14 protein-coding genes and 1 riboswitch are annotated in these 14,679 nt (G+C 53.0%); of the genes, 12 read left to right on the top strand and 2 right to left on the bottom strand.

Features of this window, described 5'->3' with window-relative positions; genetic code table 11:
* Nucleotides 1-93 precede the first annotated feature (93 nt).
* From F3H20_RS12625 to metK, 4 genes are read left to right on the top strand one after another with little or no spacing between them, the layout of a single operon-like run.
* Nucleotides 94-969 carry a nucleotide-binding protein gene (locus tag F3H20_RS12625; protein WP_149735279.1) on the top strand — a complete coding sequence of 292 codons (876 nt, stop codon included), beginning with the start codon at nt 94-96 and terminating at the stop codon, nt 967-969.
* Between the two features lie 17 nt (nt 970-986).
* Nucleotides 987-2,390 carry a nitrogenase component 1 gene (locus F3H20_RS12620; protein WP_149735278.1) on the top strand — a complete coding sequence of 468 codons (1,404 nt, stop codon included), beginning with the start codon at nt 987-989 and terminating at the stop codon, nt 2,388-2,390.
* The gene (locus F3H20_RS12615) at nt 2,391-3,725 is read left to right on the top strand and encodes a nitrogenase component 1 (RefSeq protein ID WP_149735277.1); all 1,335 of its coding nucleotides are present in this window, start codon (nt 2,391-2,393) and stop codon (nt 3,723-3,725) included.
* The gene (gene metK / locus F3H20_RS12610; protein WP_223191751.1) at nt 3,722-4,921 is read left to right on the top strand and encodes a methionine adenosyltransferase; all 1,200 of its coding nucleotides are present in this window, start codon (nt 3,722-3,724) and stop codon (nt 4,919-4,921) included. The genes F3H20_RS12615 and metK overlap by 4 nt, the downstream gene beginning before the upstream one ends.
* Before the next feature lie 97 nt (nt 4,922-5,018).
* Here metK and F3H20_RS12605 read toward each other — a convergent pair whose 3' ends face one another.
* A complete protein-coding gene (locus F3H20_RS12605; protein WP_149735276.1) occupies nt 5,019-5,783 on the bottom strand; it encodes a helix-turn-helix transcriptional regulator in 765 nt (254 codons plus the stop codon).
* Between the two features lie 223 nt (nt 5,784-6,006).
* Between F3H20_RS12605 and F3H20_RS12600 the strand changes: the two genes are divergently transcribed.
* Nucleotides 6,007-6,771 (top strand): transposase, encoded by a 765-nt coding sequence (locus F3H20_RS12600; protein ID WP_149735275.1) that lies wholly within the window; start codon nt 6,007-6,009, stop codon nt 6,769-6,771.
* 120 nt (nt 6,772-6,891) lie between these two features.
* Here the strand turns inward: F3H20_RS12600 and F3H20_RS12595 are convergent, their stop codons facing one another.
* A complete protein-coding gene (locus F3H20_RS12595; protein WP_149735274.1) occupies nt 6,892-7,341 on the bottom strand; it encodes an acyl-CoA thioesterase in 450 nt (149 codons plus the stop codon).
* Between the two features lie 190 nt (nt 7,342-7,531).
* Between F3H20_RS12595 and F3H20_RS12590 the strand changes: the two genes are divergently transcribed.
* The 7 genes from F3H20_RS12590 (at nt 7,532) to F3H20_RS12560 (ending at nt 14,673) form a co-directional block, all read left to right on the top strand.
* Nucleotides 7,532-8,413 (top strand): LysR family transcriptional regulator, encoded by an 882-nt coding sequence (locus F3H20_RS12590; RefSeq protein ID WP_188128321.1) that lies wholly within the window; start codon nt 7,532-7,534, stop codon nt 8,411-8,413.
* 91 nt (nt 8,414-8,504) lie between these two features.
* Nucleotides 8,505-9,005 carry a heme-degrading domain-containing protein gene (locus tag F3H20_RS12585; RefSeq protein WP_149735272.1) on the top strand — a complete coding sequence of 167 codons (501 nt, stop codon included), beginning with the start codon at nt 8,505-8,507 and terminating at the stop codon, nt 9,003-9,005.
* A 57-nt stretch (nt 9,006-9,062) separates the two neighbouring features.
* A complete protein-coding gene (locus F3H20_RS12580; protein WP_149735271.1) occupies nt 9,063-9,983 on the top strand; it encodes a hypothetical protein in 921 nt (306 codons plus the stop codon).
* A gap of 232 nt (nt 9,984-10,215) precedes the next feature.
* Nucleotides 10,216-10,315, top strand: a riboswitch (purine riboswitch).
* Between the two features lie 68 nt (nt 10,316-10,383).
* Nucleotides 10,384-11,328, top strand: coding sequence for an EamA family transporter (locus tag F3H20_RS12575; protein WP_149735270.1), 945 nt, complete (start codon nt 10,384-10,386; stop codon nt 11,326-11,328).
* 199 nt (nt 11,329-11,527) lie between these two features.
* Nucleotides 11,528-12,097 carry a TetR-like C-terminal domain-containing protein gene (locus tag F3H20_RS12570; protein WP_149735269.1) on the top strand — a complete coding sequence of 190 codons (570 nt, stop codon included), beginning with the start codon at nt 11,528-11,530 and terminating at the stop codon, nt 12,095-12,097.
* A gap of 191 nt (nt 12,098-12,288) precedes the next feature.
* The gene (locus F3H20_RS12565; RefSeq protein WP_149735268.1) at nt 12,289-13,500 is read left to right on the top strand and encodes a multidrug efflux MFS transporter; all 1,212 of its coding nucleotides are present in this window, start codon (nt 12,289-12,291) and stop codon (nt 13,498-13,500) included.
* 222 nt (nt 13,501-13,722) lie between these two features.
* Entirely contained in the window at nt 13,723-14,673 is a 951-nt protein-coding gene (locus tag F3H20_RS12560; protein ID WP_149735267.1) for an ABC transporter substrate-binding protein, read from the top strand.
* Nucleotides 14,674-14,679: the final 6 nt, after the last annotated feature.

Here is a 14,679-nt window from a genome sequence, read left to right as displayed (position 1 = left end):
GCCAAGCCATTCTGTAATAGAATTCGCTTGGCTTTTTTGCGTGGTCTATTTGATTGGCGGGAGAACGGTTCCCTAAAGGAAAGGAAGAGAAAAATGGCAGGTAAAAAAGCGAAACATATAGCGATTTACGGCAAGGGCGGGATTGGCAAATCGACCACCACCTCCAATATCAGCGCCGCCCTGGCTGAGGCAGGCTACCGGGTTATTCAGATCGGCTGTGATCCCAAGAGCGATTCCACCAATACGCTGCGCGGCGGCAAGTATCTGCCGACGGTACTGGACAGTATGCGGGATCAGTCCCAGCCGCGCCTGGAGGATATTTCGGCAACCGGCTTTGGCGGTGTGTTGTGCATTGAAGCCGGCGGGCCGGTGCCGGGGGTGGGCTGTGCCGGTCGGGGCATTAATGCGGCGGTGAGCCTGCTGCAGGAATTTAATTTATTCGAAGAATACAAACCCGACTATGTTCTGTATGACGTACTGGGTGATGTGGTATGCGGCGGCTTTGCCGTTCCCATCCGGGAAGGCATTACCGACCGGGTCTTTGTGGTAAGCTCTTCCGATTTTATGGCCATTTATGCCGCCAATAATCTGTTTAAAGCCATTAACAAGTATGCACCCAGCGGCGGCGCCCTGCTGGGCGGCATAATCGCCAATGGGTTGTCCGCCGCCTATTCCCAGGCTATTGTCGATGATTTTGCCGCCCGGACATCGACCAAAGTGGTCGGCTACATTCCCCGGTCGCTGGTGGTATCGCAAAGCGAGCTGTACGGACAGACGGTGATCGAAGCCGCGCCGCAGTCGGATCATGCCCGGTTGTACCGGGATCTGGCGAACTACATTGCGACCACTGACGAGTTAAGCGTACCCAGTCCGCTGGCTTCAGCCGATTTACGGAGCTGGGCCAGGGACTGGGGCGACCGGGTTTTGGACGCCCGGACAGCCGTAGTGCGGCAGGGCGAAGCGATATAGGCGGGAGGAAACTGACTATGGCAGTATTTCAGAAAAAATCTATTCCCATCAGAGAAAAAAGACTTAACACCATCAGCGCCTATCAGGGCAGTGCCGCCGACCTGCTGCGGGAATTTGACGGGCCGGAGGGGGCGCAGCAGCGAATCCGGATATTTTCGGAAACCCATGCCGATGATGTGCTGCAGGTATTGCAACGCTTTAGTGCCTTGCCGGACACCGGCCTGGTGATCCACGGCCCCCGTGGCTGTGCCGCCGCCTTGCTGAACGGTGGAAATAAGCAGCCCTGGGTGGTCAGTAATCTGGCGGAGCGCGATACCATCATGGGCGGGGAAGAAAGCCTGCGGGACGCTATCGTGGCGCTATACAACCGCCATCACCCTTCGCTCATTCTGGTGATTACCACACCGGTGGTTGCTATTAACAATGATGATGTGGCGGCCGTAACGCTGGAATTGTCAGAGGAACTGGAGGCCCGCATTGTTCCGGTCTATACCGACGGCTTCCGTTCGCAGGCGGCCATCGGCGGCAGTGATACCGCTTTATACGCTTTGTTGAAGCAGCTGCCGCCGGCTCATAAGCAGGCTGCAGCAAATACTGTCCAGGTATTGGCTCTTGACGAGCAGCCGGCCGATCTGACTGAAATCAGGCGGTTGCTGGCTCTGCTGGGCATACCGGCGGTGATTGTACCGCAGGAGAGGGGCTGGGCCGGAGTGGAAGCGGCCGCCGGCGCGGTGGCTATCGCGCTCAACCGGGATGAGACGGATTTTCTGGGGCAGGCGCTGCAGGAAGCCTGGCAGACAAAATATCTGCAGGCAGCGCCGCCTGTGGGGATAAACGGCACCTACCGGTGGCTGGCAGCGCTGGGGGAGGCCTTTGGCGTAAGCGATGCGGTAGAAGCTTTGCACCGGGCGGAAGCGGCAGCCCTGCAGCCGGTGGTGAATAACAGCAGTTTGCGGCATAAGACGGTCTATCTTTCCCTGCCGCCGGCTATCGCCTGGCGTACGGCCGAGCTGGTGGAAGAACTGGGTGGCCGGCTTGCCGGACTGACGGTGGAGCATGTGGATGAACTGCACCGCCAGGAATTGTCGGCGTTGGCGGCACGCCGGCCGGACCTGCCGGTGCAGGTGGGGGCAGGGCAGGTCTTTGAAGAGGTGAATTTGCTGCACCGGCATGCTCCCGAGCTTTATATCGGCCGGGCCGACGGCGCCCAGTGGGCAGCCCGGCTGGGAGTTGCCGCGGTGGCGCTGGAAAGGACGCCGCTGCTGGGGTATCAAGGGGCGGTAACGCTGGAGCGGCAAGCCCGCAAGGCACTGGCTAATCCTGCCTTTGTCCGGACACTGGGAACTTACCGCGGGACAGCGTATAAGGATGGCTGGTATCAAAAGAAAGCCAACTGGCATATCAAGCTGGAGGTGAAATAAATGAGCCGCATCATAGAAAGCTGCCGCAACCATTGCGCGCTGTTGGGCGCCATTCAGACTGTCCGGGCGGTAGAGGGGCTTTTGCCCATTGTTCATTCCACGGCCGGCTGCGGCCGTCAGGAAGAACTGGGATTGGGAAAGCAGGGCGGTTATCAGGGACAGCGGGCGGCGCTGCCGTCCTCCAATGTGCGGGAAAAGCAAATCGTGTTTGGCGGTGCTTCCCGGCTGCGGGAACAAATAAAGAATACGGTAAAAACGATAGAAGCCGACGCTTATGTCGTGTTGTCCGGCTGCGCCACCGAACTGGTCGGCGACGATATTCCGGCCATGGCCAAAGAAGCGCGGGAGCAGGGCTATCCGGTGCTGCAGGTGGCGGCGCCGGGCTTTAAGGGCGATGTGCACCAGGGCTATGAAGCGGTGGTGCAGGGTCTCCTGGCTTATGCGGTTGGTCTTGCTCCGGTGCAGAAGCATACGCAACGGGGATTGATTAACTTGTTGGGCATCATACCGGGACAGGATGTATTCTGGCAGGGGAACCTGCTGGCGCTGGAAACCCTGCTGCAGCAAGCGGGACTGCGGGTTAACCGGCTGTTTGGCCTGGGGCAGACCATTGATAACTGGACGGCGGCGGCTTCGGCCGAACTGACGCTGGTGCTTTCGCCCTGGGGCAGGAAGGCGGCAGCGTATCTGGAAGAAAAGGCGGGCGTTCCCTATCTGGAGGTGTCCCGCTTGCCGGTGGGCTTTACGGCGACCCAACGCTTTTTACAGCAACTGGGCGAAAGGCTGGAGCTACCGGCGCAGCAGCTGGCCGGGCTGTATGCCCGGGAAGAACATCGGCAGAATTATTATCTGAATCAACTGGCCGAGGTGTATTTTGCCGCCGGTGTTCAACGGGAATTCGCCGCCGTCGGGGAAAGCTCTTTTATCCTGGGCCTGCAGGAATTTCTGACCGGGACGACGGGCTTAATCCCCAAATTGTTAATAGTTACCGATCCTCTGGCGAAGGAAGAGCAGCGGCGTCTACAAGAACAACTGGAGGCGGAACTGAACTCTTGGGGAACCGAACTGGTCTTTAGTGAAGACCGGCAGGACATCGTGACAAGCCTTAGCCGGTACAAGGTAGAACTGGTGCTGGGCAGCTTGCTGGAACAGGCGTGGGCCGAACAGCAGCAGCTTCCCTTTTTGCCTGTTTCCTTTCCGGCCGGTGACCGGTTCTGGCTTAGCCGGAGTTATTTGGGCTTTGACGGCGCTGTAACCTTGTTGGAGGATCTGGTTGGACAAATCCGGCAGAGCCGGCGGCAAGATGATCATAAGGATAAGGAGTGTGCATCATGAAACAACGGTATTTATTTACTTCCGAATCGGTGACGGAGGGGCATCCTGACAAGCTGGCCGATCAGATTTCCGACAGTGTGGTGGACGCGGTGCTGAGTCAGGACCCGCTGGGCCGTGTGGCCTGCGAGACAAGCGTGACCACCGGGTTGGTACTCATTACCGGCGAGATTTCCACCAGCGCCCAGGTCAATATAGCTGTCATAGCCAGAGAGACGATCGCTAAGGTTGGCTATGTCCGGGCGGAATACGGGCTGGATGCGGCGACAGCGGCGGTGTTGGTCGCTCTGGATCAACAATCGCCGGATATCGCCCAGGGCGTCAATCAGGCCCTGGAAAGCCGTTCAGGCAGCAGCCAGGAAAAATGGGATGCCATCGGCGCCGGTGATCAGGGCATTGTGTTCGGCTATGCCTCGGATGAGACGACGGAATATCTGCCGGCGCCCATTGCTCTGGCGCACCGGCTGGCGCGGCGGCTGACCGCCGTACGCAAGGAGGGAACTCTGGCCTATCTTCGTCCCGACGGCAAGACCCAGGTTACTGTGGAATATGATGGGCTAAAGCCTGTCCGGGTGGATACGGTGCTGATTTCGGCCCAGCATGATCCGGAAGTTTCTCAGGAGCAGCTTGCCGCCGATATTCAGCGCTATGTTGTTAATGAGACTATTCCCGAAAATCTGCTGGATGACAGGACCAAGGTACTGATCAATCCCACCGGCCGGTTTGTCGTAGGCGGCCCGCAGGGCGATGCCGGACTGACCGGACGTAAAATCATTGTCGATACCTATGGCGGTTTTGCCCGGCATGGCGGCGGCGCTTTTTCGGGCAAAGATCCAACCAAGGTGGACCGGTCGGGGGCCTATGCCGCCCGTTATGTGGCGAAAAATCTGGTGGCCGCCGGACTGGCCAAACGGCTGGAAATCCAGATTGCCTATGCTATTGGTGTAGCGCGGCCTGTTTCCATCTTTGTCGACTCCTTCGGCACCGGCCTGGTCAGCAACCGGGAACTGGTGGATATTGTGGAACGCCACTTTGACCTGCGGCCGGCGGCGATTATTGAACAGCTTGCCCTAAGGCAGCCACTGTACCGCCAGGTTGCCGCTTATGGACATTTTGGCCGGACCGATGTGACCGTACCCTGGGAGCAGACGGACAAAGCCGTTCGGCTGCGATCGCTGGAGGGCAGCAAGTTGGCTTAATAGGCAATGATAAAACAAAAGCTCCGCGAGCAGGATGTAACCCTGTTCCGGAGCTAATATATGCGTTTCAGGTGGGAACCGTATGCTTGTTTTTGTCTTATAAAGGTTCTTGCGGACTTCGTTTGGCGGTAAAGTAGCTGACTCCGGAATAGTATAGGGGGATTGTCAAAAAGAGAACCCAGGCGGGATGCCAGCTATGATACAAAAAGCCCAGACAAAGATAAATGACGGTAATGATCAGCGGATAAGGGAGCTTTCGCCAGTTTTTATGCTGAATGGCAGCGAGCGTTTTGCCGGTTAGTGGAATAAGCAGAAAAACCAGCCAGGTAGGATGCCAAATGTCGTAGAGCATGCCGACGCCCAAATAGATGAGCAGGGCCAGCAGGGTTAGGGGGAACCGGGCGGGATAGTTGTGCCGCCATTTGGCCCGGGCCTCCCGCCAGGTGTAGGACTGGCCGTTGATGGTAAGCCGGGCTGTGTCCTGGCTGTGGACGGTGTCGGTGAAATCGGTGGCATAAATGCCGTCCCGGCCAATATATATTTCGCCGTCCTTGCTTTTTAGGTGAATTCCGGCGCCCCTTTGCGGGGGAGGTGTTTCGTCGGGTGCGGGATCGTCTGTTTTAGTCTGTGAAGCTTCTTCTTCATCCGGTGCTCCCGGCGTCTTTAACAGCAGCATTTCATCCAGTGATATTTGATATAATTTGGCCAGTTGGATCAGATTATCGGTATCAGGCGAGGCTTCACCCCGTTCCCACTTGCTGACAGCCTGGCGGCTGATACCCAGCTTTTCGGCCAGGGCTTCCTGGGAAAGACCGTTCTTTTTGCGTAAACTGACCAATTGATTGGCAATCTCCATATTCATTGTACATGGCTCCTTTATACAGGCTGAGCAGGGATGCTGTTAGCACCTGCTTTACTTTCATTATAGAAGAAAAGGACCGGTTGCACTATATACTTTGCTTTTCATTTGCCGCAACTACCGGTTGCGGTACGGTAAACAGTCAATCGTCAAGCCATCTTTTCCGGGGGACGGTTCTCTTGATTCTTGCTGCTTTTAGTGCTACAATGATCTTGAGGTGACGAGCATGGCGCGACAAGCCCGGCAAAAGAGCAGCAGCGGGATATACCACATTCTGCTGCGCGGTATTAACCGTCAGGTTATTTTTGAGGATGACGAAGATAAGGAAAAGTTTTTGGAATGCGTAGGTTTTTATAAAGCGGACTGTCATTATGAGGTATACGGGTATTGTCTGATGGATAATCATATCCATCTGGTGATCAAAGAGAACGGGACAGATATCGGGGCCATTATGAAGCGCATCGGGGTCCGTTATGTGGCCTGGTATAATCGCAAATATTACCGGTGCGGCCATTTGTTTCAGGACCGTTTTCAGAGTGAACCGGTGGAGACTGACAGCTATTTGTTGACGGTGCTGCGGCATATCCATCAGAATCCGGTCAGGGCCGGCTTGATCCAAAGCCTGTCCGAGGGGTGGAGCAGCAGCTACAGTGCCTATTTTGAGGCAAATCCTCTGGTTGATTCTTTTTACATATTGAAGATGTTTTCGTCTGACGATGAAGAAGCGAGCCGGCAATTCAAGCAGTTTATGCAGGCGTCTGACAACGCTGTGCCTAGCCTGGTGTATAAAGAACCGGTCCTGCTGCGGGACGAGGAGGCACGGGCTTTGATCCAGCAATTAGCAAACAGCAGGACGTCGCTGGAGCTTCAGACGATGAAAAAAACGGACCGGGATGAAGTGTTAAGGAAAATAAAGCAAATCGAGGGTATCTCCACCCGGCAGATTGCCAGGCTTACAGGCATCAGCCAAAGCGTAATCGCCAGGGCGTAAAGCAAACAAAAAGAGGCAAGGGAATGCGAAATCAAACCGCAGGGTCCCTTGCTTCTTTTTATACCGGTTTATATTGCTGTTAAAAATATCATAGCTTGCCTGGCAACAAATTCAGGGAATTTACCCGATTTTTTTAGTGCTCAGGTGTCCCTGTTCCTTCAAATGCTTGCCTTTTTCATAGAGGGCATATTCATCGGGAGTTACCGGTTCAACGGTGATGCCGTGCGGGACGGGTTTTCCGTCGATGACATGGATGAAAGTGAGAAACCCTTCGACGACGAATTCATCGGTCTGACTGAATACGACGCGTACATAAGCCACCAGACTGGTCCGGCCGGCGTAGACGATGCGTGTTTCGAATTTCAGCAAACTGCCCTTTTTCACCGGGCGGGTAAAGATCATGCCGTGAATATTCAGGCAAACGATGTGTTCCGGCTGGGTCAGGCTGGCGGCGGCAATAAACCCTGCCTCTACCAGCCATTCGGCACCCCGGCCGGCGAATAAGGTGTCATGATGGTTAAGGTCTGCTCCTTTGACCATATGATGAATAATCATGGGTTGGGTTTTCATAGATATCTCCTCGCTTTGCAGACAGCAGCAGTCTAGCCTGTATACAGTATTAAGTATACAAAGGGAGGCTGGAACGTCTTTGACATATTGGTTTGTTTTCAAGTAGAATTATAGCAAAGAATGACATATATGAAAAATACTTATTTTATCTGTTATATATTCGTATTTCGAATGGATGGGAGGCGACGAGATGGAATTTCGTCAATTGAAATATTTCCTGACGGTTGCCGAGGAAGGGCAAATCACCAAGGCAGCCGAACGGTTGCATATTACCCAGCCGCCGCTTAGTCAGCAATTAATTTTGCTGGAACGGGAGCTGGGCGTTAAGCTGCTGGAGCGCAACCGGAAACAGGTTACGCTGACTGAGGCAGGTCACGTTTTGCGCAAGCGGGCGGAACAGATGCTGGAGCTTATGCGGGTTACGACGGACGAAATCAGGGAAGTCGCCGGAGGAGTGAACGGTAAGCTGATCATCGGCACTATCACTTCATCGGGCCGCTCCATTTTGCCGGAGCACATTCAGGAATTTCACAAGCTATACCCCAAAGTATCGTTTGATTTACGGCAAGGGGAGACACGCAGCATTCTGGAGTTGCTCCAGGCAGGTATTATTGAGCTGGGGATTGTGAGGTTTCCCTTTGATTTTACCCTTTATGATTTTATTGCTTTGCCCGAGGAGCCAATGGTGGCGGTGGCCAAGCCGCCGGTTTTTGGAGAAACCTGTGGCGGCAGTGTGCGGCTGGATGAACTGCGGAGTGAAGCATTGCTTATTCATCGCCGGCACGAGAATATCATTCTGGAGTATTGCCATCAAATGGGATTCGAACCGGATATCCTCTGTACCAGTGACGACATTACGCCGCTCCTGATCTGGGCCAGGCTGGGGCTTGGCATTGCCATTGTGCCCCAGTCGTCGGTACATATTTTTGTTGGCTCGGCGCTGTGTGTCAGACAGATTACCAGCCCGCTGATTACCACCACCCGGGCGGTTATTTGGCATAAGAAACGGGTCCTGTCACCGGTGGCCGCCCGCTTTGTCGAGATGTTCCGGGAACCAGACGAGAAAAGCTAACTGTCGCAAAAGCCGGCTTTATTTTTATCTGCCCTCCGGTATATAATGGAAATTGACAATAGTTTACGATTGCGTAGCAGGAGGGGATGAAATGACGGTGACTGAGTATGAACAAGAACTGGTCGTATTGGAACAGGAGGAAAGGGAGCTTCAATTTTCCGCCTTTACTTCCAAGATGGCGTTAACCGTAGGAATGATGCTGTACGAAGAGGTAAAACGCCGGGGCAAAGCGGTGGTCATTCACATTGCCCGTAATCAGCAGTGCCTGTTTCATCTGGCGATGGAAGGCACTACGCTAGATAATGACGACTGGGTACGGCGCAAAAGCAACGTGGTTCACCATTTTGGCAAAAGCTCTTATCATGTGGGAACCAAGCTGCGTCAACAGGAAAAGACACTGGAAAATAAGTATGGTCTTGCCTTGCGGGACTATGCCGATCATGGCGGGGCGTTTCCTTTGATTGTTAAAAATGTCGGCCCGGTAGGAACGATTGCCGTATCCGGGTTGCCGCAAAAAGAAGATCATGAAGTGGTAGTCGGCGTTCTGAGAAATTATCTGGCCGGACTGAACAGTACAACAACACAAGCATAGTTGCTAGGGAGGATAAAGCGACAGCTAGCTTATAGTCGGATGAATTGAGGAATTAGCGTGCTAAACAAGATCCTTGCCCAAGTGTTAATTTGTCTTAATATGATAATGCTTTTTACGTCTGCTCCTGTCTTGGCGGCGAATGATTTGGATAAGGATAAGCAGTTTTTACTTGGACCGGTACAATCGGTACGCACGGTTGTCATTTCTGATCCCAACCGTATTCCGGTTGTAACGACCAAACTGTACAGACGGGACGGAACAATAGCGTCGATGGAGATTGAGTGGAAAACAAAGTCTATTATTTATTATGATTCCTCTGGCCGGTCGATTAAGTCTGAGAAATTTGGTGCGGATGGCAAGAAGACAGTAGACGGCACGGTCTATAATGATGTGAATCATACCTATGTTACTCACTATCAACAAGCAGGCTATCCCCGCGAAGTGAGGGGAAGTTTGGATAAGAACGGAAAAATTATCGATTATTATAAATTTGGTTTAGACGGGACCTATGAAGGAAAAACAATCAGCACCTGCGATGACACCGGGTTAGTTAAGAAAATAAATTATTACGATAAAACAGATAGGCATTTTCTGAAGGTTCTTTATGAATATGATGAACGTGGATTGTGTATTGTACAGACTGCTTATCGGGAGAACGGGTCGGTTTCCCAGCGGGTTGAAAATGAGTATGATCAACATGGAAGATGTATTGTATCCAAACATTATGAAAGTGAGGTTGTTGGTTCTGCTGAGTGCATCCTTAAGTCCCAAACGCAGGTCAGCTTTGACGACGAGGACCGCCAGACCGGAACAAGGAGCTTTGAGCGGGGCCCCTGGGGCGAAACAAGTACCATCATTACTTACAGTGATTTTGACCGATACGGTAATTGGTTGCGCGGTGGGCTAATATATGAATACCCCAATGGCCATATAAAGAAAGAGGGACCGCTGCAGACTAGAATAATTGAATATTATTAAAGAGCCGCGTATTTGTTAAGTGTTGTTTTCCTTGTCTGGTTATTGAAAATGGAGTCATGCAGGGAATGGGAACTAAGAAAGTGGCTAATGTGCTGTAGTGCCAGAATGGTCAAATTGGGTGGAATTAAGAGGATTACCTGCCGAGAGAGGTGATTCAAACGAACCGTTTCTTCTAGACTGTCTGTAAGGCTATTGACAGGAATTTCTTGGCCGTGTACCATATAGAATGTATTGCGCAACTTTATATGTTTCTCGTATAGCCCCGCAATCATAGGGTGGGGGTCTCTACAGGGAGCCTATACTTCCTAACTACGATGATAAGGAATATCCTTATCCGTGGTTAGGATTTTTTTGTGCAATGAGACTGTTTGATATAGCTATACAGGAGGATAGGTAGATCATGAAATATTCTGTTTCCGTTTTTGTGGGAGCCGCAAGTTACGGGGTATTATCCACAATTGTTGTGCTGGCTTATCAGTCCGGGTTTCAGCTTGGCGAAATTGTGGGCACTCAACTGCTGACCGGTGTGGTGCTTTCCTGGCTGTCCGTGTTTTATATCCAAAGAAAAAAATCGGCTAAGTCCGCTGGGAGCCGAGGCAATCAGGCTGACAACAGCTCTTATACGAATTTAACCTGGCGGCAAAGAGGCCTGCTTATGTTGGCAGGAGCGCCTACCGTCATTACCGGGCTGCTGTATTATCAGTCGCTTCGTTATATTCCGGCTTCGCTCGCCATTATTTTGTTGTTCCAGTTTACCTGGATTGGCGTGGCCATTCAGGCGGCCCTTACCTGCCGGCGACCGGGAAAAAACATGATGCTGGCCTTACTGGTTATTTTGGCGGGCACCTTGCTGGCGGCCGGTGTACTGGGGGAAGCAGCGATGCCTTTCAACCGGTGGGGGATTTTGTTTGGCCTGCTGGCTGCAGTCAGCTACTCCTGCTTTATTTTGTTCAGCGGCAGAGCTGTACCTTCTGCTCACCCGATAAGCCGAAGTGCCTGGATGGTTACCGGCGGCTTCATCCTTTTAGCCATTCTATTTCCGCCTTATTTTTTGTTTAACGGTTTATTATGGGGACCGCTGCTGCTGTTTGGCGCTTTGCTCGGCTTTTTTGGCGCTTTCCTGCCACCACTTTTGTTTGCCATTGGCGTGCCTCATGTTGGTGAAGGCATGGCCGGCATTTTGGGAGCGGCGGAGCTGCCTGTGGCGGTACTCATGTCTTCGCTGGTGCTGCATGAACCGGTCGGCGAAGTGCGTTGGCTGGGTGTGGTGCTGATTCTGGCCGGAGTGGCGCTGCCGGAATTATGGAAGCTGCGTAAGCGGAGCAGTAGTTCATTAGTCTCTTGAGCGGCGAAGCTACCGGTTGTTTTTTCGTTGCCTGAGGAGCGAGGCAGCTTTTTTGGCTGAGAATAGGCGATAAGGCTTTTCAAAGCAGGCTTTCGCCGCTTGACAACTAACGGTGTTAGTATTAGTATAAATATGGTTAGTTAAGTTGCTGATCAGTCCGGTCAGCGATAAGGGAAGCAGGGATTATTTGAGGATACGGATGGGTCTAAATAACCGGATATTAATTGAAACGGCGGCGCAAATTGCCGACGAGCTCGGACTGGCGGCGGTGACGCTCACCGAAGTGTCCGACCGCCTGAGTGTTCGAAAGCCGTCACTATATAATCATGTTAAGGGGCTGCCTGATTTGCGTAAGGGTCTGGCGGTGTTTGGCAGCAGTCAGCTTAAAGCAAGGATTAGCGAAGCCGCTGTAGGAAAAGCCCGGCAGGACGCTATCCGGGCCATTGCTGCCGAATACCGTCTGTTTGCTCATGAACGGCCCGGACTGTATCAGGCAATTGTGGCCTGGTCGGACCGGGAAGACCCGGCCGTGAAAGCGGCAACGAAGGAGCTTATGGAAGTGCTTTATGCTGTGCTGCGCGGCTACCGGCTGCAGGACGAGGCGCTTGTCCATGCGGTACGCGGTTTGCGCAGCGTTATGCACGGATTTGTGGCGCTGGAGGCGTCCGGCTGGTTTGCTCAACCGGTGGAACGGGACATAAGCTACCGGCAACTGCTGGACACCTTTATTCGTGGCCTGGAAGGGCTGGCTGGGGAGGAGCAAAGTTAAGATGCCTGAGGCATTAGTAGCTTACCAGCCTTAATCCAGTGGATACTGGCGGTCTAGGTTCTATAACGTTTGGTTATTGTCAGTATGCATACTTCGGGTATGCCTTTTTCCTTTGCCCTGGGTTGCGAAAAATAGCCTCGCCGTTTTAGGACTGACAAAGTATCAGGCAGGCGCTAAAGTGGGGATTTTTTATGGAAATGTGGAAAAGAAATTTGTTTATTTGCTGGCTGGGCGCGTTTGCGACGGCTTCAGCCTTAAGTCAGGTGGCACCGATCCTGCCTTTATATATTGATCATTTAGGAGTGCACGCCACGGCGGATATTGAGCTGTGGTCAGGGATCGCCTTTGGCTGTACGACACTGGCCCTGGGCCTGGTTTCGCCGCTCTGGGGCAAACTGGCCGACCAGTATGGCCGCAAGCCCATGCTGCTTAGGGCAAGTCTGGGAATGGCCATTATTGTCAGTTGTATGGGTTTTGTGCAAAACGTTTACGAACTGGTAGGCCTGCGGCTGCTGCTGGGGACGATTGCCGGTTTTAATTCGGGTGCCATTACGCTGATTGCCACCCAAACGCCGAAGGAACGGGCCGGCTGGGCGCTGGGGACGCTTTCTACCGGTGTGGTGGGCGGCACGCTGTTAGGGCCTTTGTTGGGAGGCTACCTGGCAGAAGCAACGGGCTTCCGGAACATGTTTTTTGTGATGGGAGCCTTACTGCTGCTGGCTTTCGTACTGACCTTGTTTTTTGTGAAAGAAAAGGTTGTGACCAATAAAAAGGCAGTGCTCAGTTTCCAGGAAGTTTGGCAAAAACTGCCTGATCAGCGGCTCTTGCTGTCCATGTTCTTTACCACCTTCGTGCTGCAGGTGGCGCTATTTTCTATTGAGCCGATTATCACTGTGTATATTGATGAGCTGTCGCCTGGCAATGATCACCTGGCGCTCATTGCCGGACTGGTCTTTGCAGCGTCGGGAATGGCCAGTATACTGGCGGCTTCGTCACTGGGTAAGCTTTCCGACCGGATTGGCGCCCATAAAGTTATTTTAGTGGCGTTAATTGCAGCGGGTTGTTTGTTTGTGCCTCAGGCACTGGTCAAAAATGAATGGCAGCTTATGCTGCTGCGTTTTTTGCTGGGGATTGCCACGGCCGCGTTGATGCCGTCGATTAACACGCTCTTAAAGCAGAATATTCCTGATGAAATTGCCGGGCGGGTATTTGGCTACAATCAGGCGGCCCAGTTTTTCGGAACCTTTACCGGCGCGCTGGCCGGGGGACAGATCGCCGCCCATTTCGGAATTTACTATGTGTTTTATTTGACCAGCGCCTTATTGCTAATGAATGCCGTTTGGGTGTACCACAATGTGTTCAAACCAGTTTCGGAAGAACTGTCGGCGGTACCTGATCACTAAAAAATATGTATTGACTGAGAGAAGCACTGTGAGCCGGTCGCGCCGCCGGTTCACAGTGCTTTCTTTGTTTTAGCGGCAGGATTCTGCCTTTGGCCACAGAACTTGTAAACATAAACAAAAGGCCGTTGGCTTAGAATAAGGTCAGAGATATATTTCTGACCTTATTCGTTGCGGTAAAATACGGCCGGAACGGTGTATCCGGCTGGGAAATGAGGTTGAACGATGAGAAAATTGATTGTTGTTATGCTAAGTATTATGCTTATGCTGGCGCTGGCAGGCTGCGGAGCGGGACCAGGCGGCGCTGCCGCCGGGGAGCAGGCGGGTCAGACGCTTACGGTAGGACTTATGCCGGATGTGGATTCCATCCCCTTTATCATTGCGCAGGAAAAGGGGTTTTTTAAGGAAGAAGGCGTGAATGTCACGCTCAAGTCGTTTAAAAGCGCTGTCGACCGGGACAGCGCCTTGCAGAGCGGCAACCTGGACGGGGCGATTTCCGACGTGCTGGCGGAGGCATTTGCCAAGGACGGCGGTTTTGACACGGTGATTACTTCGGCCACGACAGGCAATTACAAGCTGGTGGCCGGCAAAGGCGAAGCCGTGGCGACCCTGCAGGACCTAAGGGGAAAAGATGTGGCGATTTCCAAAAACACCATTATCGAGTATGTGACCGATACGATCGGCACCAAGGGCGGACTGGCCGCCGATGATATGAACAAAGTCATTGTGCCGCAAATTCCGGCACGGCTGGAAATGCTGCAAAATGGCAAAATCGCCGCCGCCACCCTGCCCGATCCGCTGGCAACTCTGGCCGTGAAAAGCGGGGCCAGGCTGGTAAGCAGCTCGGAACAACTGGGCATTAATCCGGGCGTTATGCTATTTACCAACAAAGCGACAGAAACAAAAGCAAAGGAGATTGCCGCCATGTACCGGGCTTACAACAAGGCGATTGATTATCTGGCAAAAGAGCCCAGAGACAGCTATATTGACCTGGTGATTGAGAAAGCCGGCTTCCCGGCGGCGGTGAAAGATTCGCTGGAACTGCCGCAGTATAAAAAAGCCGCCGCTCCCGCTCCCGCCGATGTGGAGGCGGTCATTGCCTGGCTGCAGCAAAAACAACTGATTCAAAAGGGCTACTCCTATAAGGAACTGGTTAACGACCGGTTTGTCAGGTAACAGGTC

This window comes from Propionispora hippei DSM 15287 (assembly GCF_900141835.1).
In the GTDB taxonomy this organism is placed as follows: Bacteria; Bacillota; Negativicutes; order Propionisporales; family Propionisporaceae; genus Propionispora; species Propionispora hippei.
The sequence above is the reverse complement of the archived record's forward strand: the minus strand, read 5'-3'. Positions and strand labels throughout refer to the sequence as shown.

What these genes read in the sequence shown, in the direction of transcription:
- F3H20_RS12625 (WP_149735279.1), top strand. Translation starts at nt 94, where the DNA reads ATGGCAGGTAAAAAAGCGAAACATATAGCGATTTACGGCAAGGGCGGG.
- F3H20_RS12620 (WP_149735278.1), top strand. Translation starts at nt 987, where the DNA reads ATGGCAGTATTTCAGAAAAAATCTATTCCCATCAGAGAAAAAAGACTT.
- F3H20_RS12615 (WP_149735277.1), top strand. Translation starts at nt 2,391, where the DNA reads ATGAGCCGCATCATAGAAAGCTGCCGCAACCATTGCGCGCTGTTGGGC.
- metK (WP_223191751.1), top strand. Translation starts at nt 3,722, where the DNA reads ATGAAACAACGGTATTTATTTACTTCCGAATCGGTGACGGAGGGGCAT.
- F3H20_RS12605 (WP_149735276.1), bottom strand. Translation starts at nt 5,783, where the DNA reads ATGAATATGGAGATTGCCAATCAATTGGTCAGTTTACGCAAAAAGAAC.
- F3H20_RS12600 (WP_149735275.1), top strand. Translation starts at nt 6,007, where the DNA reads ATGGCGCGACAAGCCCGGCAAAAGAGCAGCAGCGGGATATACCACATT.
- F3H20_RS12595 (WP_149735274.1), bottom strand. Translation starts at nt 7,341, where the DNA reads ATGAAAACCCAACCCATGATTATTCATCATATGGTCAAAGGAGCAGAC.
- F3H20_RS12590 (WP_188128321.1), top strand. Translation starts at nt 7,532, where the DNA reads ATGGAATTTCGTCAATTGAAATATTTCCTGACGGTTGCCGAGGAAGGG.
- F3H20_RS12585 (WP_149735272.1), top strand. Translation starts at nt 8,505, where the DNA reads ATGACGGTGACTGAGTATGAACAAGAACTGGTCGTATTGGAACAGGAG.
- F3H20_RS12575 (WP_149735270.1), top strand. Translation starts at nt 10,384, where the DNA reads ATGAAATATTCTGTTTCCGTTTTTGTGGGAGCCGCAAGTTACGGGGTA.
- F3H20_RS12570 (WP_149735269.1), top strand. Translation starts at nt 11,528, where the DNA reads ATGGGTCTAAATAACCGGATATTAATTGAAACGGCGGCGCAAATTGCC.
- F3H20_RS12565 (WP_149735268.1), top strand. Translation starts at nt 12,289, where the DNA reads ATGGAAATGTGGAAAAGAAATTTGTTTATTTGCTGGCTGGGCGCGTTT.
- F3H20_RS12560 (WP_149735267.1), top strand. Translation starts at nt 13,723, where the DNA reads ATGAGAAAATTGATTGTTGTTATGCTAAGTATTATGCTTATGCTGGCG.